Below are 20,236 nucleotides of genomic sequence, written 5' to 3'. Positions count from 1 at the left end.
AGCAAAAACTGCAAAGGATTTGCACGCTATGCAAAACTACCCTCAAACCTTGCCAGAAATCCGCTGCGGAGCTTGCTCGCGCAAGTTGGGCACGGGACAATTTACCCTCCTTCAAATCAAGTGCCCCCGCTGCGGCACCTTGAATCATCTGAGGGCCACGTGCCCCCAACCCGAGCGCCCGAGAGCACCCTCTGCCATAACAGACAATGAGCAGCAAATCCACTCCAAAGCGAGTGCAAGCGTCAGGGGCTGACGCGAAAAGCCCCGACAAACTCCCCGGCGCCAACGGTTTCAAATACCGCCCGCAATACGGCCTGATCGTTGCCTGCAAGGACGAAGCCGAACAGAAACGCCGCTACGCGCGTTTACTGCGACTGGGCTATGCGCCCAAGGTGGTGTGCGTATGAGAGTCGATATTCATCACCGCTGCGCGGATTTCAACAGCTACCGCGCGGCGCGCGTGAAGTCGCTGTTCAACGTGGAATCGGGAGCCAATTTCACCCTCTCGGCCGAGCTGGATGTGGAGAGCGCGCCGTGGCAGATTGGCGTCATCGTTGGCCCCAGCGGCAGCGGCAAGACGAGCCTGGGCCACGCCCTGTGGAGCGGCGAGGCGGTGTATGCCCCAACCTGGCCGCAGGATGCGCCCATCATCGACGCCATAACGCCTGCAGGTCGTTTTGACGAGGTGACAGCCGCGCTTTCCAGCGTAGGGCTGGGCAGCGTGCCAACGTGGTTGCGGCCTTACGCCGTTTTGTCCAACGGTGAGCAGTTCCGCGCCAATCTGGCCCGCCTGGTGTCTGAAGCACCTGAACGGGCCGTGTTGGATGAATTCAGCAGCGTGGTCGACAGACAGATCGCCCGCATTGGCGCGGGCGCCTTTGCCAAAGCGTGGCGCAGAACAAAAGGGCAGGTTGTCTTGCTGAGCTGCCACTATGACATCCTGGACTGGGTGCGGCCTGATTGGGTGTTTGACACCGCGACGGGCCAGTTTCAACGGGGGTGTCTTTGGCGCCGACCTGCAATTGAGGTCGATATCGAGTCCTGCGGCTGGGAGCACTGGCCAGCTTTTGAGCCGCATCACTATCTGAAGCTGCCCCACATGATTGCAGCCACCTGCTATGTCGCCCGCGTGCAGGGCCAGCTGGTGGCCCATGTGGCTGTCAGCACCCGCAGCCGCGTTGAAGCGCGCGCCTGCCGTCTGGTCGTCATGCCCGAATGGCAAGGCGCGGGTGTGGGGTTGCGCTTTCTGAACGCTGTTTGTGAAATGTGGCGGCAGGGCCGCAACCGCTATGGGCGGCCCATGCCCACCTTGTTTCACACCAGCCACCCGGGACTGGCTGCTGCTTTGCGCCGCAGTGCAGCCTGGACTCAGGTATCAGCCGCCCTGCACGGCGGCAACAAAGCCCGAAGCCGCGCCAGCATTTGCAAATCACGCGGCGCAAGCCACGGCACTGGCTACGGCGGGCACTTCCGGGCGGTGCAAGGTTTCAGGTATTTGGGCCAGGAAGGCGAGTCATGCGTCTAATGCTGATCGGCCAGAAATGGCTGGGGGTCGAAACCCTCAAACTTTGCCTGGCGCGCGGGCACACCGTAAAAGCCGTGTGCACGCCCTCAAGCGACGACCGACTGGCCCGCCTGGCCTGTGAGCATGGCATTACGCAAGTAACAGCCACCCGTGTGCAAGCGGAACATGTGCCCGATGGCGTCGACCTGCTGCTGTGCGCACACGCCCATGCGTTCGTTACCAGCGAGGCAAGGGCCAAGGCGCGCCTGGGCGCATTGGGCTACCACCCCAGCCTGCTGCCGCGCCACCGTGGCCGCGATGCCGTGCGCTGGGCCATCCATATGCGCGAAGCCATTACGGGCGGCACGGTTTACTGGCTGGACGACGGAGCCGACACGGGCCCCATAGCCGCCCAGCACTGGTGCTGGATTGCCCCCGATGACACGGCGCAAACCCTCTGGCAGCGCGAACTGGCCCCTTTGGGCCTGCGCCTGATTGGCCAGACACTGGATGCCCTTCAATCTGGGCACATCCCCGCTGTTGCGCAAGACCCCAAACTGGCCACCTGGGAGCCATCCTTTCATTCGGTTCCCTTATCAACGCACCGCTGAAAAAACGATACCAACCTCTGTCAGGCCGGTTGCTTTTGCCGCAGATGCAATTCCTTTGCACAAAGTGCAAATAGAAAAGTGGATAAATATCTCAACGAATTTGCACCAAATATCGCGCCGCGCTTCATTCGGCCTCGGTCAGGCGGTAGGCGCTGGTCATTTGCTCCAGCGTCCACTGGCTGAGCACGCAGATGGACACGAGCAGCAGCTTTTCGTCGGCCACCACGGCTTTTTCCTGCTCCAGCGTCAGCTCCTTGAGCAGCGGCTGCGCTTCGGCCACGCGGCGGGCCAGCTCGGCGAAGTCCAGCCGCAGGGCGCGGCAGATGGCGTCAATGCGCGAAAGCGGCATGTCGCCGCGCGCCAGCATGCGCTTGACGCTGGACTCGGCCAGGTTCAGCTGCCGCGCCAGATCGGCGTAAGTCATTTGCGCGGCCTTGAGTTCTTTTTTCAGGGCGGCGATGAGATCGGCGGTGGTGCTCATGAGTATTTGATTTTGATACTACAGGTTCAGACTTGGCGTTCAAGTCGCATATTTTGCGGCTTTTTGCGGCGTTCGCTCCCAGACTGCGCGGCATCCGCGGTTTTACCCGCTGTTTCATCCCCATCCAAAGGAACAAGCCATGAAACACCTTTCCACTGCCGCCGCCGAGCGCCTGACGCTGGGCCTGACGCTGGGTCTTGTGGCGCTGGCCGCGCTGGCGCCGGCCACGCATTTGCCCGCGCACTATCACCACTTTGCCGATCAGCGCGCGCTGGGCGGGCTGCCGTTTGCGATGGACGTGCTCACCAACCTGCCCTTTGCGCTGGCCGGTGCGTGGGGCCTGGCCTGGCTGCGCCGCGCCACGGGGCTGGCGCAGCCGCAGCGCATGCTGGCCGCGCTGTTTTTCGCGGGGCTGGCGCTGACCGCGCTGTGCTCGGGCATCTACCACTTGCACCCTGAAAACGCCGGGCTGGCGCTGGACCGCGCGGGCATGGCCGTGGCCTTTGCGGGCGTCGTGGGCCTGGCGGCGGCAGACCGCGTGAGCGGCCGCGCGGGCCTGGCGCTGGCCGCGCTGCTTTTGGCGCTGGGGCCGCTGGCGGCCGTGTGGGACTGGCGCACGGGCAACATGACGCCCTGGGCCGTGCTGCAAGCGGGCGGCGCGCTGCTGCTGGCGCTGCTGGCGCTGCGCCGCCCACACAGTCCGTTCAGTCCGTTCAGTCCGGATGCAAAGGCTCACGCAGGAGCGCTGGGCTTTTCCACGCTGGGCGTGCTGGGCATCTATGCCCTTGCCAAGGCGCTGGAGATGGGCGATCACGCGGTGTTTCACGCGCTGCATGGCGTGATTTCAGGCCACAGCCTCAAGCACGTGGCCGCTGCAGCGGCGGCCTGGCCGGTGCTGGCGGCGCTCAAAAGGCTGCACGGGCGCAGCTTGACACACTGACACAATCCGCGCGCTTCAGATACACGCTTTCAACCCGCCAGAACTTCAAAAAAGATAGCTGCCCGCGCCCATTCCACAAGGGCCAGGGGCCGGTTTGGCCCCGCAAACCCAGCCTGCGGCAGCGCTTCCGACCGATTCAGACCCCTGCAAAAAAATGAGCCATTCCAGCCAGTTCGGCCTTCTGGCCCAGCGCCGTTTCGCCCCGTTTTTCTGGACGCAGTTTTGCGGCGCGGCCAATGACAACCTGTTCAAGTTCTCTTTCACCGTGATGGCCACCTGGCAGCTGGGCGCCGCGTGGCTGCCGCCTGACATGGCGGGGCTGGTCATCGGCGCGGTGTTCATCCTGCCGTTTCTGCTGCTGTCGGCCACCAGCGGGCAGCTGGCCGACAAGTTCGACAAGCGCGCGCTCATCGTGTGGATCAAGCGGCTGGAAGTGGCCGTGATGCTGCTGGCCGCCGTGGGCTTTTGGCGGCATGACGCGGCCTTGCTGCTGGGCTGCGTGTTTCTGATGGGCGTGCATTCCACGCTGTTCGGCCCCGTGAAATACGCCTACCTGCCCTGCCATCTGCATGAGAGCGAGCTGACGGGCGGCAACGGCATGGTGGAGATGGGCACTTTCGTGGCCATCTTGCTGGGCAGCGTGGCAGGCGGCCTGCTGGTGGCGCTGCCTGATCACGGCCCGCAATACGCCGCGCTGGCCTGCCTGGCGCTGGCGCTGCTGGGGCTGGCCGCCTCGCACGGGGTGCCGCCCACGCCGGCGGCCGCGCCGCAGTTGCGAATTTGCTGGAACCCCGTGGCCGAAACCTGGCGCAATCTGGCGCTGGCCAGGCAGCAGTGGCCGGTGTTCATGGCGCTCATCGGCATTTCGTGGATGTGGTTCTTTGGCGCGGTGTTTCTGGCCAACTTTCCGGCCTTCGCCAAAGAGTCGCTGCACGGCAGCGAGCAGGTGGCGGCGCTTTTGCTGACGGTGTTTTCGGTGGGCATTGGCGCAGGCTCTCTGTGGTGCGAAAAGCTCTCGCAAGGGCACGTGGAGCCGGGCCTGGCGCCGCTGGGGGCCATCGGCATGAGCGTGTTTTCCATTGACCTGTATGCCGCCGTGCAGGCGCTGCCCGCCGTGGCCGGTGGCACGGCGCTTTCCGTGGCCGAATTCGTGGCCCGCCCCGGCCACTGGCGCGTGATGGCGGATCTGGCGCTGCTCAGTTTCAGCGCGGGCATCTACAGCGTGCCGCTTTACGCGCTGATTCAGGCGCAGGCCGCGCCCGAGCGCCGCGCGCGCGTGATTGCGGCCAACAACATCCTCAACGCGCTGTTCATGATTGCCGCCAGCGTGCTGGCCGCGCTGCTGCTGCGCGCGGGCTTGTCCACGCAGGCGCTGTTTGCCGCCGTGGGGCTGGTGAATGTGCTGGCAGCCCTTTACGCCGTGCGCACGGCCCCGGGCCTGCTGCTGCGGCTGGCGGCCAAGCTGATTGCGCGGCTGACTTACCGCTTCAAGGTGCAGGGCATGGAGCACGTGCCCGCCACGGGGCCGGCCCTTTTGGTGGCCAACCACGTCAGCTTCATCGACCCCGTGCTGATCATGGCCGCCTGCCCGCGCGATGTGCGCTTCATCATGGACAGCCGCATCTTCCGCGCCCCCGGCCTGGGCCTGGTTTTTCGCATGGCGCGCGCCATCCCCATTGCGCCGCACCATGAAGAGCCGCTGGTCTATCACGCCGCCTTCGAGCAGGCCGTGCGCGCGCTGCAAGCGGGCGAAGTGGTGTGCATCTTTCCCGAAGGCGGCATCACGCGCGACGGGCAGTTGCAGCCCTTCAAGGGCGGCATCATGAAAATTCTGGCCCGCGCCCGCGAGCAGGGCCTGGCAGATGTGCCCGTGGCGCCGCTGGGCCTGTCCAACCTGTGGGGATCGTTTTTCAGCCGCATTGAAAAGGCCGGCGCCATGACCCGCCCCTTCAGGCGCGGCGTGTTCAACCGCGTGGCCTTGCGCGCGGGGCCGCCCGTATCGGGCGACGCCACCAGCCCGCGCGAGCTGCAAGCGCGCGTGCAGGCGCTGATTGACTGACGCCAAGGCCCGCATTTCGCTCCTTGATTCATAGCATGATGTCCTAGTAGAACGTGCGCGAGAGCCATTTTTTTGCCCGCCAAATCAGCTCCTCTTTCTGAAGACATTTCCCGTTTCTTTCACCCCTGTGGAGACCACACCATGACCAAAACCCTTGCCCTCACCCTGGCCGCCGCCGCCTTGCTGGCCGGCTGCTACGTCGTGCCCATGGGGCCGGACGGCAAACCCGTGACCGTGCAGCCCGCCGCCGTACAGCCCGCCACGCCGCCAGCCGCGCAATTCACCGCGCGCCTGTATCCGCAAAACGAAGCGGCCCGCCGCTACGGCCTGGTGCAGGCCACCGTCACCCACAACCACACGGGCCACGGCGCCTTCAGCGCCATCATCGGCGGCGAACGCTTCACGGGCGACGCCACCCGCCAGTCGGCCAGCTCGCGCGAAGGCACGGCCAACGGCGCGGGCGAGCGCGGCAACTACATCAACTGCACCTACCGCATGAACGACAGCGCCCTGGGCAGCGGCAAATGCCGCATGAACGACGGCGCCGAATTCGCCATGCACATCGGCGGCTGAGCAGCGCCATGCCTGAAGCCGCTTGGCAAGCGCCCGCCGCCATCATCCTGGCGGCAGGCCGGGGCGAACGCATGCGGCCCCTGACCGACGCCTGCCCCAAACCCCTGCTGCCCGTGCGCGGCCAGCCCCTCATGCAGTGGCACGCGCGCGCCCTGGCCGCTGCGGGCGTGCGCCGCATCGTCATCAACACCGGCTGGCTGGGCGGGCAGATACGCCAATGGGCACGGGAATGGGCGCAGGCGCCAGACGGCGCAGGCGGCATCCAATGGCCGCCCGGCCTGCCGGCCAGGCCCGAACTCATCCTCTCCGAAGAAGAGCGCGACTTCGGCTACACCCTTGAAACCGCTGGCGGCATCGCCCGCGCCCTGCCCAGGCTGGCCGCCAGCAGCCCAGACGTTTTCTGGGCCGTGGCGGGCGACATCCACGCCCCGCAATTTCCCTTTGCCGCGCAAGACGCCGCCCGCTTTGCCGACAGCGGCCTGCTCGCCCACCTCTGGCTCGTGCCCAACCCGCCCCACCACCCGGCAGGCGACTTCGCCCTCGCCCCCGGCGGCCTGCTGCAAGCCGAAGGCGCGCGCCACACCTTCAGCGCCATCGCCCTCTACCGCCGTGCCCTCTTCGAGCCGCCCTGGTGCAGCATCGCGCCCGGCAACCCGCAAGGCCAGCCCGCCCCGCTCGCGCCCCTGCTGCGCCGCGCCATCGCCGCCGGCCAGGTCAGCGGCCAGCTCTACACGGGCGAATGGGCCGACGTGGGCACGCCCCAGCGCCTGGCCGCGCTCAATGCGTGAGCGCCCGCCGCCTTCGGCCCTGCCCGGCGGCAAGACGGGCGGGAAAGCGCTGATTCAGCTCCTCGATTCATAGCATGAGGTCCTAGTAAAACGGGCGCAGAGGCCGTTTTGAACCCCATGAAATCCGCTCTTCTTTTTGATGCGGCAAAACCCGCTTGCGGCCTTGCCCGGCCCTGGCGCAAAGTCAAACCCCGGCGCACTTGCGCAGGCCATCCGGATCGGGCAGGCGCAGCAGGCGGCCCGTGCCGCTGACGAGATTGCGCTCGCGCAGCTGGCGCAGCACGCGCGAGAAGGTCTCGGGCGTCACGCCCAGCTGGGCGGCGATCAGGCGCTTGCGCTGGCTCAGCTGAACGGCCAGCGTGCCGGGGTTTTTTTCATCAGCCCGGGCATTGGCCAGCAGCCATTCGGCGCAGCGCGCCTCGGCGGCCTTGGCCGCGCGGCTGATGCCCATGTGAATTTGCAGGCGATGCACGCGCGCCATGTCTTGCAGCACGGCGCGCGCGGCGCTGGGCAGCGTCTGCATGCAAGACTGAAAGGCGGGCAGCGGCACGCACACCAGGCGAACGCGCGTGTCGGCCACGGCATCGGCAATGGGGCGCTCGCCCAGCACCGCGCAGCCTGCGTTGAGCCACAGCGGGCCTTCCACCACGCCCATGTTGTGCGCCATGTGCCCTTGCTGCAAGCGCCCCAGCACCACGCGGCCCGCTTCCACATACACGGCATGCGTGGTGTCCGCATGGCTGTCCATGAGCACCGTGCCGCGTTCGGCAATGCGTTTTTCGCCGGGCAGATCAAATGGGGGGCAGGCAAGCATGGGCCGCACTTTGCCGGGAGCGGCGCGGCGCCGCATTGACAAATGTCAATTGCAACCTTGGCGGGCTTTGCTTATGGATTTTCAGGGCCGGATTCCGGTTTCTTTTGAATATCTGCCGGAAATCATGATTGATCTGCGTCATGCATGAGCGCGGCGGGCCTGGCTTCAAAAATGATCCATGTCATGGCGTTGCGAAAACCGGCCCAGCGTTCATTCCACGTTCCAGGCCGGATGAAACGGGTGTTTCAGTTTTGACGCGGCCAGGTTCATTTCATTTTCAATATGGCGGCGGCCCGCTGGGGCCGGATACCGTTTTCAGGCGGCCTCAAGCCTGTTTTTCCAATTCCGCCGCCGCCTGTTGCACCCAGGCCATCGTTTCGGCAAAAGCGGGGCGGGCGGTGTGGCGGTTGATATAGGCGGAGAAAACCGGTTCGTCCGCTTCAAAAACCGGAGGTGTGCCGCGCTTTGGCATGACGCGGATAAAGTGGTTCAGCAGGCCGGTGTAATACACATCGAGTGCGGAAAAGCGGTCTCCGACGATAAAGTCGTGTTTGGCCAGATGGTCGCGCAGGGTGGCAAAGGCAGTATCGAAATCGCCGTAGCCTATGGCTTTGCGCCGTTCGCCGGTATCCGGCACGCGGTTGATTTTGTCGAATCCGGCGTATTCGAGGTGGATGGAGAAACACAACCAGCGGTAGAACTCGCCGCGTGCCAACGAATCGGCGGCCGGAATCAGATGTTTGTCGGGAAACTGCTCGGCCAGAAAGGCGATGATGGCGGCGGTTTCGGTCAGCACGGTGCCGTCTGCTTTGAGTGCGGGAACTTTGCCCATCGGATTGACTGCCAGATAGTCGGCGGATTTCATGGCTTCGCCGAACGGAATCAGTTTGACATCGTATTGCGCGCCGCATTCTTTCAGCATCCAGACGACGTTGACGCCCCGGGAATAAGGGTGGGTGTAGAGCGTGAAATGGTGCATGGTGTTTCTCCTGCGGGGTTGAAAAGACCCATGATACAGGCAGGGCGCGTCAATTTTTGTCAGCAGGCTTTTTCAGACGGCCTGTTTGGGTATTTCATTTTCTCCGTTCTTCCCAGACTGGGCTGCCTTGCGGTTTTTGTTTGCGCACACAAAGCGGCTGCAAGCTCCGCCCGTTTAAGCTCCGCCCGTTTGGTGCGCTCTTTCTGGCTTGCTTCGGGCTGCTTCAGGGCTTGCGGGCGTTCCGGGCGCCAAAAGCGCGCGTTTTTGCCCTGGTCTTGATGAACGGGTTGCCCGCGCCGGGAACCATTCGCGCCGTGTGTGCACTGATGGCAGCGCGGCGGCGGACGCAGGGGCTTTGCGCTACGCTCGCCCGCCTTCAGCTCTTTTTCAACTTTTTTCCGAAACGACTCATGAAAAAAACCGCTTCACTGCTGGCCGCTCTGGCCTTGGCCCTGCCGCTGACGGCCGCCCTGGCGCAAGAGGCCGATTTGCGCAAAACCCTGGGCCAGCGGCTGCCTTCGCTCTCCAACATTGACGAGGTGAGCAAGACGCCGATGCAAGGGGTGTACGAAATCCGCGTGGGCAACGACATCCTCTACGCCGACGCCAAGGGCGATTTCGTTTTGCAGGGCAATCTCATCGACACGCGCGCGCGCAAGAACCTGACGGAAGAGCGCATTGAAAAGCTCACGGTCATTCAGTTTGACGCCCTGCCGCTGAAAAACGCCATCAAACAAGTGCGCGGCAAGGGCGAGCGCAAGGTGGCCATTTTTGAAGACCCGAATTGCCACTACTGCCACAAGCTGGAGCACGAGATCGCCGATCTGGACAACGTGACGATCTACACCTTCCTCATCCCCATCCTGGGCCAGGGTTCGGTGGAGAAGGCCAAGAACATCTGGTGCGCCAAGGATCCGCTCAAGACCTGGCATGCCTGGATGCAAAAGCAGGTGGAGCCTGCCGCCGCCGAGTGCGACCAGGCCGCCATCACGGCCAATCTGGAATTCGCGCGGGCCAACCGCATCACCGGCACGCCCACCATCGTGTTTGCCAACGGCGCGCGCGTGCCGGGCGCCATTCCGGGCAGCCGCATGGACGAGATGCTGAACGCCGCCAAGTAAAGCCGCAAGCCTCGCGCCCCCGCCCCTGGAGCGGGGGTTTTTGTTTCTGCCGCCCGCCTTTTTCCGTTGGGCTTGAATGGCCTGAATTTGCTTCTTGTTTCATAGCATGATGTCCTAGTGGAATGGGCGCGAAAGCCGTTTTCAGGCTCCTGGATTTGCTCCTCTTTTTAGGTTCCTCATGCCTCATCTGCTGCATTACGACATTCGCCCCGCCAGCCTGAATGCGCACCGCTGGGCCGTCACCCTCACCATCGCCCGCCCGCAAGCGCTCCAGCGCGTGGCGCTGCCGGTGTGGATACCGGGCAGCTACCTCGTGCGCGAATTCGCCCGCCATGTGAGCGGCTTGACCGCGCGGCAGGGCAGGGCGGTTTGCCCGGCGCAGGCCGTGGACAAATGCACCTGGCAAGTGCAGGCCGCGCCCGGCAAGCCGCTGGTCATCCGCTACGAGGTCTATGCCTTTGATGACTCCGTGCGCGCCGCCTGGCTGGACGCCGCGCGCGGCTTTTTCAACGCCACCGCGCTGCTGCTGCGCGTGCCCGAGCTGGTCGATGGCCCGCACGCCATCACCCTGCACCGGCCCGCAGACCCCACAGCCGCGCGCTGGCGCGTGGTCACGGCCCTGACGGCGCAAAGCGTGGACGCAGACGGCTTCGGCAGCTACCTGGCCGCCAGCTACGACGAACTGGCCGACAGCCCCGTGGAAATGGGCGCGTTCTGGCAGGGCGAATTCAGCGTGCGCGGCGTGCCGCACCGCTTTGTGGTGGCTGGCGCGCCCCCGTCATTTGACGGCCAGCGCCTGCTGCGCGACACGCAAAAAATCTGCGAGGCCGCCGCCCGCCTGTGGCACGGCGCGCGCGGCAAGCCGCCGCAGCCGCACTACCTTTTCATGCTCAACGCCACGCCCGGCGGCTACGGCGGGCTGGAGCACCGCTGCTGCACGGCGCTCATCTGCGCCCGGCGCGACCTGCCGCGCCTGGGGCAAAGCGACGCCAGCGAGGGCTACACCGCCCTGCTGGGCCTCATCAGCCACGAGTACTTTCACACCTGGAACGTCAAACGCCTGCGCCCCGCCGAATTCGCCCGCTACGACTACGGGCAGGAAAACTACACGCGCCTGCTGTGGTTCTTTGAAGGCTTCACCAGCTACTACGACGACTTGCTGCTGCTGCGCGCGGGCCTGATTGACCGCGCCGCCTACCTGAAACTGCTGGCCAAGTCGCTCAACCAGGTCTGGCAAACGCCCGGCCGTCACGTGCAGCCCGTGGCCGAAGCCAGCTTTGACGCCTGGGTGAAGTACTACCGCCCCGAAGCCCACACCCCCAACGCCACCGTCAGCTACTACGCCAAAGGCGCGCTCGTGGCCCTGTGCCTTGACCTGAGCCTGCGCCGCGAAAAACAGCCCGCCACGCTCGATGACGCCATGCGCCTGCTCTGGCGGCGCTGCAAAGCCGGCCCCATGACCGAAAGCGACGTTGCCGCCGCCTTGCAAGAGCTGACAGGCCGCAGCTTCGCCGCCGAACTGGCCGCCTGGGTGCACGGCACGCAAGAGCTGCCCGTGGCCGAGTTGCTGGTCGCCCACGGCATCACCGCCACGCGCCAGCCGCCCACGCCCGCACAAACGCTGGGCCTGCGCGCCAGCGAAAAAAACGGCCTCGTCACCCTCACCCACGTACTGGACGGCGGCGCGGCGCAAGCCGCTGGCATGGCCCCCGGCGACGAGTGGCTGGGCGTGGAAACAGGCGATGAAGAAACCGGCGCAAGCGCCCATGCGGGCTGGCGTCTGGCCGCGCTGGACGATTTGCCCCTCTACCTGCGCCCCGGCCGCCGCGCGCTCGCCCTCATCTCCCGCCAGGGCCGCCTGCTGCGCCTGCCCCTGGCCCTGCCGGAAAAAGCCGAAGGCACATGGAAGCTGGAAGCGGCTGCCAGCGCGGGCGGCGAAGGCGGCAAAGGCGGAGCAGGCCAAGGCTGGCCTTGGCATTGAGCGCCCGTTCACGGCCCGCTGCGGGCGCTTAGGGGCGGCCTTGGCGCCGCAATCCTCGCCGGGCTGCAAGCACGGGGAACGTGTTTGCGATCTTCCAATCCAGGCTTCGTCTCTGCGGACAGATTGCAAGAACAGGTTCAGTAAAGCGCTCAGGCGTTGCCGCCACGGCACTCAAGCTCTGGAAGAGCTGCGGGCGGCTGCTGGGCGGCCGGCTTGCAGCTCATTCATCACGCGCTCTTTGCTGTGCAGGAGGCCGTGCGCAGGCATCCAAAGCGCGGCGCGCCGCTTATTTGCCCCACGAGTCGCGCAGGCCCGTGATGCGGTTGAACACCAGATTGCGGCCGCTGACGGTGTGCTCGCGCCGGTCGGCCACGAAAAAGCCGTGGCGCTCGAATTGGTAGCGGTCTTCGGCCTGGGCTTTGGCGAGGGTGGGTTCCACCCAGGCGCGCGCAACGCGCAGGCTTTGCGGGTTGAGCGCGGTCAGAAAGTCGCGGCCGCCTGCGTCGGGCTGCTCTTCGGTAAAGAGGCGGTCGTACAGGCGCACTTGGGCGGGCAGGGCGTCGGCGGTGTTCACCCAGGTGATGACGCCTTTGACTTTGACGCTGTCGGCGCCGGGGGTGCCGGATTGGGTGCCGGGCAGCAGGCGCGCGCGCACGCAGGTGATTTGGCCCGTGGCGTCTTTTTCCGCGCCCGTGCATTCAATGACATAGCCGTATTTCAGGCGCACCTTGTTCCCCGGAAAGAGGCGGAAAAAGCCCTTGGGCGGGGTTTCCTCAAAGTCGCTGCGCTCGATCCATATTTCTTTGCCCAGCGTGAAGCTGCGCTGGCCCAGCGCGGGCAGATGGGGGTGCACGGGGGCCTGGCAGGCTTGCTGATGCGCGGCGCTGCCAAAGACTTCTTCCCAGTTTTCAATGACCAGGCGCAGCGGCTCCAGAACGGCCATCGCGCGGGGGGCGACGGGGTCGAGCGTTTCGCGCAAGGCGGCGTCCAGCGCAGCGTAGTCGGTCCAGCCGCCGGATTTGGTGACGCCGCTGCGCTCGGCAAAGAGCTTGAGGCTTTCGGGCGTGTAGCCCCGGCGGCGCAGGCCGGCCAGGGTGGGCATGCGCGGGTCGTCCCAGCCGCTCACGTGGCCTTCTTCCACAAGCTGGCGCAGCTTGCGCTTGCTGGTGATGACGTGGCTGACGTTCAGCCGCGCAAATTCGTATTGGCGCGGCGGCGGGGCCTTCAGCAGGCCGCCTTCGGTCAGGCGCGCCAGCAGCCAGTCGTAAAAAGGGCGCTGGTCTTCAAATTCGAGCGTGCAGATGCTGTGGGTGATTTGCTCCAGCGCGTCTTCAATCGGGTGCGCGAAGGTGTACATGGGGTAGATGCACCATTTGTCGCCCGTGTTGTGGTGCGCGGCGTGGCGGATGCGGTAGATGGCCGGGTCGCGCATGTTGATGTTGGGCGAGGCCATGTCGATCTTGGCGCGCAGCACCATGCTGCCGTCGGGGTGCTGGCCGGCCCTCATTTCGGCAAAGCGCGCCAGGTTTTGCGCCGGGCTGCGCTCGCGCCAGGGGCTGTTTTTGCCGGGGGTGTTGAAGTCGCCCCGGTTGATGCGCATTTCGTCAGGCGTTTGCTCGTCCACGTAGGCCAGGCCCGCTTCGATCAGATAGACGGCGGCGCGGTGCATGAAGTCGAAATAGTCGCTGGCGAAGTATTCGTGCGGCTGGCGGATGCCGGGGCGCGCCGGGTCGTCGGCCAGGTGATGGTCGTAGCCCAGCCAGCGAATGGCTTCGCGGATGCTGTCCACGTATTCCTGGTCTTCCTTTTCGGGGTTGGTGTCGTCAAAGCGCAGGTGGCACACGCCGCCGTATTCCCGCGCCAGGCTGAAATTGAGCCAAATGCTTTTGGCGTGCCCGATGTGCAAATAGCCATTGGGTTCAGGCGGAAAGCGGGTGCGGATGCGGGCCGGATCGGGCGCGCCGGCGGCGTGGTGCGCGCCGTCTCCGGGGCTGCCGCCCCAGTGGCGGCTTTGATACGTGCCCTGCGCCAAGTCGTTTTCGATGACGTGGCGCAAGAAATTGCCGGGAACAGGTGTTTCTTTGGTGGAAGACATGGCCGCTGATTCTAGGAAAACTCCCCCTGCGCTCCCCCTGCGGCCAGAGGGCCGCGCGCCTGCCCAAAGCCTGGCCGCGCAGGAAGCGGCGGGCCGCAACGGGCAGGGCGCGGGTCAGGGGCGCAGCGCGGCTTTATTTTGCTCCTGTATCCATAGCATGAGGTCTTAGTGGAATCTGCGCTGAGGGGTGTTTTCTGCCCCTCATATTTGCTCCTGTTTTTCTGGCGTCTTTCAGCGTGCTGCGGTCAGCTCTTGCCGCCCAGCAGGCGGCTGCCGAGCTTGAGCAGATCGCCTGCGTCCAGCTTGCCGTCGCCGTTTTGGTCCAGCGCGCTGGACAGCAGGCCGCCTGCCAGGCCGCCGCTTTGGGGCTGGCTCTGGCCGCACTGGCCGAGCAGGCCGCCCAGCAAGTTGCCAAGGCCGCCTGCGTCCAGCTTGGCGCTGCCAACTTGTTTTGCCAGAAAGCCCATGACGATGGGGGCGAGCATTTGCAGCAGCTGCCCGGCCTGCCCGCTGGAGAGGCCGCTGGCCTGGCCGATCTGGTTTTGCGCCTGCGCCTGCTGGCTGCCGAAGATGTGGCCGAGGATGCCGCTGGCGTCCAGCTGCTTGCTGGCGGCGGGCTGGCCGCCGCCGAGCACGCTGCCCAGCACGCCGCCGAGCAGGCCGCCCAGGTCTGCGCCGCCGCCAGCGTGGTCGCGCTGCAAGGCGCCCAGAAGGGCTTGCGCGCCGCCTGCCGTTTGCGCGTTGCCTGCCAGGGCGCCCAGCATCATGGGCAGGGCGGCGCTGACGGCGCTGCCCGCCTGCGCGGGGGAGACGTCAAGCTGCTGCGCCATCTGCTCCAGGGGCTGGCCTTGCAGCTGGTTCAATAACTGGGCCGCCAGGCCGCCGCTCGAGGGATTGGACATGTCTGAAAACCTCCGTGAAGTGAAAAGAAAAGCGCGATGATAGGAAGCGGCCAGAAAGCAGCGCCGATTGCGCTACGCGCCTTTTTCGCCAGGTTGGCCGCTGGATTCGCTGTTGTCGCCGTAGTGGCGGATTTCGATCAGCGGGCCGAGGTCGATGCGGTAGCACGGCTTGCCTTCGTGCTCCTGAAGCTGCGCGCTGATGCCGCCAAAGGCGAAAACGGCCAGGGGCGCGTCGGCGCGGTAGCCGTTTCTGATGTGGACAGCGCTGAAAGAGCGGGGCTGCCCGTCGGGCTTGAGCAGGCGTTTTTGCCAATAGGGCTTGGCTTCGCGGTATTTGGCCTTGATCTGTCCGGCGGCGAGTTTGGCAAAGCCTTTGCCGCATATGCGCAGCAGCAAAACGGGGTCTTGGCTCATGGCGTTTTCAGTCGGTTTTAAAGCATCTCGCGCGCTGGGTGGCGTGAAAAGGCCTGATGATAATCGCGCCGCATTCAGCCTGCGCTATTTCCGGCCGCGCTATCATTGGCGCGATTTCAATTGGATTTCAATTGAATAACGTGAAAGAGGCAAATGATGGGAAATATCAAGCTCCGCAAGGCGGCGATTATTGGCACGGGCCACGTTGGCTCGCACGTGGCTTTTTCGCTGGCAACCCAGGGCGAGGTTGATGAATTATGGATGGTGGATATTGACAAACAAAAGGCAATTGCGCAGGCCACGGATGTGAACGACGCGGTGAGCTATTTGCCGCACGAAGTGACGGCCAGGGCCTGCGAGCCGGAAGATATTGGCGGCTGCGATATTCTGGTGATTTCCGCCGGGCCTTTGCCCAGGCCCGATCAAGACAGGCTGGACACGCTGGGCGATACGGTGGCCGTGCTCAAGGAGTTTCTGCCGCGCGTGAAGGCCTCGGGATTTGGCGGCTTCATCATCAGCATTTCCAATCCGGCGGACGTGGTGGCCGCTTATGTGCAGCGGTATCTGGATTACCCGGCGCGCAAAATCATTTCTTCCGGCACGGCGCTGGATTCGGCGCGCTTGCAGCGGCTGGTGGCGGGCCTTTGCCGGGTGAGCCGCCGCTCGCTGACGTGCTATGCCCTGGGCGAGCATGGCGGCAGCGCAATGGTGCCGTGGTCGCACGTGAGGGTGCAGGGCATCGCGCTGGATCAGCTGCAAAAGGATTTGCCGCAGCGTTTTCCCGCTTTTGACCGGGAAAAGGTGACGCAAGACATGAAACACGGCGGCTATCTGGTTCTGGAAGGCAAGGGTTCCACCGAATTCGGCATTGCCTCGGCCGTGACGGAAATTGTGCGCGCCATATTCCATGACGAAAAAAAGGCGCTGCCGGTTTCATGCCTGCTGCAAGGCGAATACGGGCAGCGGCAGGTATTTGCTTCGGTTCCGGCGCTGCTGGGAAAGGATGGCGTGGAAGAAATTCTCGAACTTCGCATGACGCCAGCGGAGCAGGCGCAGTTTCAGGCTTCCTGCGACCGCATCAGGGAATATATGGCGCTGTCGCAGAAAATGTGATGCGGTTGGAAAATGAAAAAAAGGGGCCGCGCGGCCCCTTTTTTCTGCAATTGAATCAATGGCTCCATTGAACCCAATCCATATGCCAGGTCAGCAAAATCAGCAGGCCGAAAATGATTCGATACCAGGCGAAAAGCACGAAACTGTGGCTGGCGATGTAGCGCAGCAGCCAGCGCACGCAGGCCAGGGCGCTGCCAAATGACAGCGCCAGCCCCACGGCAAAAAGCGGCGCATCGGCCCAGGCCAGCAAGGCGCGGTCAGACCAGAGCGAATACACGCCCGCGCCGATCAGGGTGGGAATGGCCAGAAAAAAAGAAAACTCCGTGGCCGCCGGGCGTGACAGGCCCAGCAGCATGCCGCCGATGATGGTGGCGCCAGAGCGGCTGACGCCCGGAATCATGGCCACGCACTGCGCCAGGCCCACCTTGAGCGCGTCCAGGCCGCTCATTTCGTCCACGCTTTGAACGCGCGCGGGGCGCTGGCGGCCTTCGGCCCAGAAGATGACGATGCCGCCCGCAACCAGCGCCAGCGCCACCACTGGCGCATTGAACAGGTGCGCCTTGATGGCCTTGCCCGCCAGCAGGCCCAGCAGGACGGCAGGCGCAAAACCAATCAGCACATGGGCCGCAAAGCGCTGCGCCTGCCGCTGCGTGGGCAGCGCCAGCAAGGTGGCGCGGATTTTTTGCCAGTACACCAGCACCACGGCGCAGATGGCGCCGATCTGAATGGCCATTTCAAAAACGCTGGCCTTGGCTTCATCAAAGCCCAGCAGGCTGCCTGCCAAGATGAGATGGCCCGTGGAGGAGATGGGCAGAAATTCCGTCAGCCCTTCCACCACGCCCATCACGGCGGCCTTCAGCAGCAGGGCGGCATCCATTGCCATTACGAGAGTTCCTTTTACTATTGTTTTGATAGCTGCCTGCGCCCATTCCACTAGGACTTCAGGCCGATTTGGCTTGCAAACCAGAGGGTGAGGCTACTGCCGCCAGGCGGGCAGGCGCCAGTCGCGCCAGACGGACAGAAGGCGCAGCCCCGCGATGGCCGTCACGCCCACGCTGATGCACAGCCAGACGGGCAGCGCCAGCCGCAGCGCCCAGTAAAGCCAGCCGCCCGCGAAAGCCCAGAGCGCGTAAGGGCGGTGATCGGCCAGGGCGCGCGGCACTTCGTTGCAAAGCACATCGCGCAGCACGCCGCCAAACACGCTGGTGATCACGCCCATCATCACCGCCACCAGCGCGGGCTGGCCCAGCGCCAGCGCGCGCTCTTCGCCAATCACGGTGAACAGGCCCAGGCCAATGGCATCGGGCCAGACAATGGCGCGCTCGGTCGGCTGCAAATGATGCTGGCGCATGAACAGCATGGCGGCGGCGCACACCACGATGACCAGCCACAGAAAAAAGGTGTCCTGCACCCAGAAAAAAGGGCGGTGATCCAGCAGCAGATCGCGCAGCGTGCCGCCGCCAAAGGCGGCCGCGAAGGCCACCACCACCACGCCCACCATGTCCAGCCGCTTGCGCGCCGCCTCCAGCACGCCCGAAAGGGCGAAAGCCAGCGTGGCCATCAGCTCCAGCATCAAATGCAGGCGGCCCGCCCACAGGGGCGAGAGGGGCTGCAAAGCATCAAGATCAGTCATGAAAGCTGGACGCGGCAGGGGCGCGCCCGACTCCTGAAATGAACGGCAAAAGGCGCGATTGTGCCGGGCGCACACACAAAAAGGCCATGAAGCCCGCAGCTTCACGGCCTTTTTGCGCGGCCCGCCATGAGCAGGCGGCGGAGTTTTCAGTTCGACTTGCCTGATTTGGCTTCCGCCCGCGTGGGCTGCCAATAGTGGTAGCGCCCGCCGCCATAGGGCTGGCCGTAGTACGGGCCGCCGTAAGGAGGCTCATACACCACGACGGGCGGCGGCGCAGGCTGCACGTACACCGTGGGGCGCGGCGGCGGCACGTAAACGGGTGGCGGCGGCACATACACGGGCGGCGGCGCAACGTAAACAGGCGGCGCGTACACGCGGGGCGCATTGCCCACGCCGACCGCCAGGCCGGGCGAGCCAACGTCCACTGACCAGTACACATCGTTGCCGCGCGCATGCGCCGCGCCCAGCGTCGCCAGGCCCAGAGGCAAAGCCCAAAGCAGCTTCAGCATTCTCATTTCGCATCTCCTTTCGCGTAGAGAACATCAGAAAAATCATGCGGCGCAGGCCGCAAATGCATGCAGCAATTGAACGCGAGAACGCCTGAAGCGGTGCACAGGCCAGGCGCAACAGCAGTTTCAAAACGTATGGGCCTCGCATTGAACCTGCTCCCGCAGCGGGGCGCAGGCTGGCGTGAAAGCCGGCAGGCCCTTAATGAACTTGCAGGCGCGCCAGCTCCTGCTCGACGCTGGCATGGGTTTGCAGCATGGCGGCTGAGGGCCGGCCCAGACGGCTGACGCCAAGCGTGGCGGCCCAGCCGAGGATGAAGCCGGGCACGATTTCATACAGGCCGAACCAGCCGAACTGCTTCCACACCAGCACGGTGACCGCACCGGTGACGATGCCCGCCAGCGCGCCGTCGCGCGTGACGCGGCTGCAAAAGAGCGAGAGGATGATGACGGGGCCGAAAGCCGCGCCAAAGCCCGCCCAAGCGTAGCTGACCATGCCGAGCACGCGTGAGTCGGGATTGCGGGCGATTGAAATGGCGATCAGCGCGACCACCAGCACCATCGCGCGGCCAAACCACACCAGCTCCTTCTGGCTGGCTTGCTTGCGCAAGAAGGTGCGGTAGATGTCTTCCGTCAGCGCGCTGGAGCACACGAGCAGCTGGCATGAGAGCGTGCTCATCACCGCCGCCAGAATGGCCGCCAGCAGCGCGCCCGCAATCCACGGGTTGAACAGCTGCTTGGCCAGCTCCATGAACACGGTTTCGGCATTGGCATTGACGGCATCCGCGCCCGCCGGGCTGACGGCGAAGTAGGCAATGCCCACAAAGCCCACGGCCACCGCGCCACCCAGGCACAGCACCATCCAGGTCATGCCGATGCGGCGGGCGTTGGGAATGTGCCGCACCGAGGCGGCGGCCATGAAGCGCACCAGAATGTGCGGCTGGCCGAAGTAGCCCAGCCCCCAGGCGGCCAAGGAGAGGATGCCGATGGCCGTCTGCCCCTTGAAAAGGTCGAACTTGTCGGCGTCAATGAGGCTGTGCCAGTCCTGCCCCGGCTGCAACTGGCCCTGCACGGCCAGGTAAGCAATGACGGGCGCCAGCAGCAGCGCCGTGATCATCATGGCCGCCTGAATGGTGTCCGTCCAGCTCACGGCCAGAAAGCCGCCCACGAACACGTAGGCAATGGTGCACAGCGCCCCCACCCACAGCGCCGTTTCGTAAGGCATGCCGAACATGTTCTCGAACAGGCGCGCGCCCGCCACCACGCCCGAGGCGCAGTACACCGTGAAGAAAACCAGAATGACCATCGCCGTGACGATGCGCAGGATGTTGTTCTCGTCTTCAAAGCGGTGCGCGAAATAGTCCGGCAGCGTCAGCGCGTTGCCCGCGCGCTCGGTGTACAGGCGCAGGCGGCCCGCCACCAGCCGCCAGTTCAGCCAGGCGCCCGCAATCAGGCCAATGGCAATCCATGACTCTGACAGCCCCGACAGATACACCGCGCCCGGCAGCCCCATCAGCAGCCAGCCGCTCATGTCGGACGCGCCCGCCGACAGCGCCGTGACCACGCTGCCCAGGCTGCGCCCGCCCAGGATGTAGTCCGACAAATTCTTGGTGCTCAGATAGCCCAGCGCGCCAATGCCAAGCATGGCGGCCAGATAGACGGCGAACATGATGACCGTGGGGTCAGTCCAGGTGAATGGCATGAATGGCTTTCCCGGGAAAT

21 protein-coding genes and 1 pseudogene are annotated in these 20,236 nt (G+C 65.0%); 12 read left to right on the top strand and 10 right to left on the bottom strand.

What is annotated here, in order from left to right:
• Window positions 1-28 precede the first annotated feature (28 nt).
• The 4 genes from QB898_RS05790 to QB898_RS05775 are packed head-to-tail and all read left to right on the top strand — an operon-like array spanning window position 29 to window position 2,115.
• A complete protein-coding gene (locus QB898_RS05790; protein ID WP_279524172.1) occupies window positions 29-253 on the top strand; it encodes a Com family DNA-binding transcriptional regulator in 225 nt (74 codons plus the stop codon).
• Window positions 207-407 (top strand): hypothetical protein, encoded by a 201-nt coding sequence (locus tag QB898_RS05785; protein ID WP_279524171.1) that lies wholly within the window; start codon window positions 207-209, stop codon window positions 405-407. Before QB898_RS05790 ends, QB898_RS05785 begins: the two co-directional genes overlap by 47 nt.
• Entirely contained in the window at window positions 404-1,525 is a 1,122-nt protein-coding gene (locus QB898_RS05780) for a GNAT family N-acetyltransferase (RefSeq protein WP_279524170.1), read from the top strand. The genes QB898_RS05785 and QB898_RS05780 overlap by 4 nt, the downstream gene beginning before the upstream one ends.
• A complete protein-coding gene (locus QB898_RS05775; RefSeq protein ID WP_279524169.1) occupies window positions 1,516-2,115 on the top strand; it encodes a formyltransferase family protein in 600 nt (199 codons plus the stop codon). The genes QB898_RS05780 and QB898_RS05775 overlap by 10 nt, the downstream gene beginning before the upstream one ends.
• Window positions 2,116-2,242: 127 nt before the next feature.
• Here QB898_RS05775 and QB898_RS05770 read toward each other — a convergent pair.
• Window positions 2,243-2,596: pseudogene (locus QB898_RS05770) on the bottom strand (helix-turn-helix domain-containing protein); the annotation flags it as partial.
• Window positions 2,597-2,735: 139 nt separating this feature from the next.
• Here QB898_RS05770 and QB898_RS05765 point away from each other — a divergent pair.
• The 4 genes from QB898_RS05765 (at window position 2,736) to QB898_RS05750 (ending at window position 6,956) form a co-directional block, all read left to right on the top strand.
• Window positions 2,736-3,536, top strand: coding sequence for a hypothetical protein (locus QB898_RS05765; RefSeq protein WP_279524168.1), 801 nt, complete (start codon window positions 2,736-2,738; stop codon window positions 3,534-3,536).
• Between the two features lie 154 nt (window positions 3,537-3,690).
• The gene (locus QB898_RS05760; RefSeq protein WP_279524167.1) at window positions 3,691-5,595 is read left to right on the top strand and encodes an MFS transporter; all 1,905 of its coding nucleotides are present in this window, start codon (window positions 3,691-3,693) and stop codon (window positions 5,593-5,595) included.
• Between the two features lie 141 nt (window positions 5,596-5,736).
• Window positions 5,737-6,168 carry a hypothetical protein gene (locus tag QB898_RS05755; protein ID WP_050715626.1) on the top strand — a complete coding sequence of 144 codons (432 nt, stop codon included), beginning with the start codon at window positions 5,737-5,739 and terminating at the stop codon, window positions 6,166-6,168.
• An 8-nt stretch (window positions 6,169-6,176) separates the two neighbouring features.
• The gene (locus QB898_RS05750) at window positions 6,177-6,956 is read left to right on the top strand and encodes a nucleotidyltransferase family protein (protein WP_279524166.1); all 780 of its coding nucleotides are present in this window, start codon (window positions 6,177-6,179) and stop codon (window positions 6,954-6,956) included.
• Window positions 6,957-7,140: 184 nt separating this feature from the next.
• On the opposite strand, the gene QB898_RS05745 is transcribed toward QB898_RS05750, so the two are convergent.
• On the bottom strand, window positions 7,141-7,770 hold the full coding sequence (locus QB898_RS05745) for a Crp/Fnr family transcriptional regulator (protein ID WP_279524165.1): 630 nt from the start codon (window positions 7,768-7,770) through the stop codon (window positions 7,141-7,143).
• On the opposite strand from QB898_RS05745, the gene QB898_RS05740 reads away from it, so the two are divergent.
• Window positions 7,769-7,918 (top strand): hypothetical protein, encoded by a 150-nt coding sequence (locus tag QB898_RS05740; RefSeq protein ID WP_156304107.1) that lies wholly within the window; start codon window positions 7,769-7,771, stop codon window positions 7,916-7,918. The genes QB898_RS05745 and QB898_RS05740 overlap by 2 nt on opposite strands.
• Before the next feature lie 177 nt (window positions 7,919-8,095).
• Here the strand turns inward: QB898_RS05740 and QB898_RS05735 are convergent, their stop codons facing one another.
• On the bottom strand, window positions 8,096-8,749 hold the full coding sequence (locus QB898_RS05735) for a glutathione S-transferase family protein (protein ID WP_279524164.1): 654 nt from the start codon (window positions 8,747-8,749) through the stop codon (window positions 8,096-8,098).
• 410 nt (window positions 8,750-9,159) lie between these two features.
• On the opposite strand from QB898_RS05735, the gene QB898_RS05730 reads away from it, so the two are divergent.
• Window positions 9,160-9,870, top strand: a complete 711-nt coding sequence (locus tag QB898_RS05730) for a DsbC family protein (RefSeq protein WP_279524163.1) — start codon at window positions 9,160-9,162, stop codon at window positions 9,868-9,870.
• Between the two features lie 178 nt (window positions 9,871-10,048).
• The gene (locus QB898_RS05725; RefSeq protein WP_279524162.1) at window positions 10,049-11,851 is read left to right on the top strand and encodes a M61 family metallopeptidase; all 1,803 of its coding nucleotides are present in this window, start codon (window positions 10,049-10,051) and stop codon (window positions 11,849-11,851) included.
• A 286-nt stretch (window positions 11,852-12,137) separates the two neighbouring features.
• Here QB898_RS05725 and QB898_RS05720 read toward each other — a convergent pair whose 3' ends face one another.
• From QB898_RS05720 to QB898_RS05710, 3 genes are all read right to left on the bottom strand, one after another.
• Window positions 12,138-13,946 (bottom strand): glutamine--tRNA ligase/YqeY domain fusion protein, encoded by a 1,809-nt coding sequence (locus tag QB898_RS05720; RefSeq protein WP_279524161.1) that lies wholly within the window; start codon window positions 13,944-13,946, stop codon window positions 12,138-12,140.
• Window positions 13,947-14,191: 245 nt separating this feature from the next.
• Window positions 14,192-14,848 (bottom strand): DUF937 domain-containing protein, encoded by a 657-nt coding sequence (locus QB898_RS05715; protein WP_279524160.1) that lies wholly within the window; start codon window positions 14,846-14,848, stop codon window positions 14,192-14,194.
• 72 nt (window positions 14,849-14,920) lie between these two features.
• The gene (locus QB898_RS05710) at window positions 14,921-15,262 is read right to left on the bottom strand and encodes a hypothetical protein (RefSeq protein WP_279524159.1); all 342 of its coding nucleotides are present in this window, start codon (window positions 15,260-15,262) and stop codon (window positions 14,921-14,923) included.
• Window positions 15,263-15,415: 153 nt separating this feature from the next.
• Between QB898_RS05710 and QB898_RS05705 the strand changes: the two genes are divergently transcribed.
• Complete coding sequence (locus QB898_RS05705; protein ID WP_279524158.1) at window positions 15,416-16,375, top strand: L-lactate dehydrogenase; 960 nt, start codon at window positions 15,416-15,418, stop codon at window positions 16,373-16,375.
• A 55-nt stretch (window positions 16,376-16,430) separates the two neighbouring features.
• Here QB898_RS05705 and QB898_RS05700 read toward each other — a convergent pair whose 3' ends face one another.
• The 4 genes from QB898_RS05700 to putP all read right to left on the bottom strand — a co-directional run bounded on the left by QB898_RS05700 (window position 16,431) and on the right by putP (window position 20,216).
• Complete coding sequence (locus tag QB898_RS05700) at window positions 16,431-17,252, bottom strand: undecaprenyl-diphosphate phosphatase (protein ID WP_279524236.1); 822 nt, start codon at window positions 17,250-17,252, stop codon at window positions 16,431-16,433.
• A gap of 99 nt (window positions 17,253-17,351) precedes the next feature.
• On the bottom strand, window positions 17,352-18,008 hold the full coding sequence (locus QB898_RS05695) for a trimeric intracellular cation channel family protein (protein ID WP_279524157.1): 657 nt from the start codon (window positions 18,006-18,008) through the stop codon (window positions 17,352-17,354).
• A 146-nt stretch (window positions 18,009-18,154) separates the two neighbouring features.
• Window positions 18,155-18,523 carry a hypothetical protein gene (locus QB898_RS05690; protein WP_050715635.1) on the bottom strand — a complete coding sequence of 123 codons (369 nt, stop codon included), beginning with the start codon at window positions 18,521-18,523 and terminating at the stop codon, window positions 18,155-18,157.
• A 193-nt stretch (window positions 18,524-18,716) separates the two neighbouring features.
• Entirely contained in the window at window positions 18,717-20,216 is a 1,500-nt protein-coding gene (putP, locus tag QB898_RS05685; protein WP_279524156.1) for a sodium/proline symporter PutP, read from the bottom strand.
• Window positions 20,217-20,236: the final 20 nt, after the last annotated feature.

Origin of the sequence: Ottowia cancrivicina (assembly GCF_029813755.1) — a bacterium.
Taxonomy (GTDB): Bacteria; Pseudomonadota; Gammaproteobacteria; order Burkholderiales; family Burkholderiaceae_C; genus Ottowia; species Ottowia massiliensis.
The sequence above is the reverse complement of the archived record's forward strand: the minus strand, read 5'-3'. Positions and strand labels throughout refer to the sequence as shown.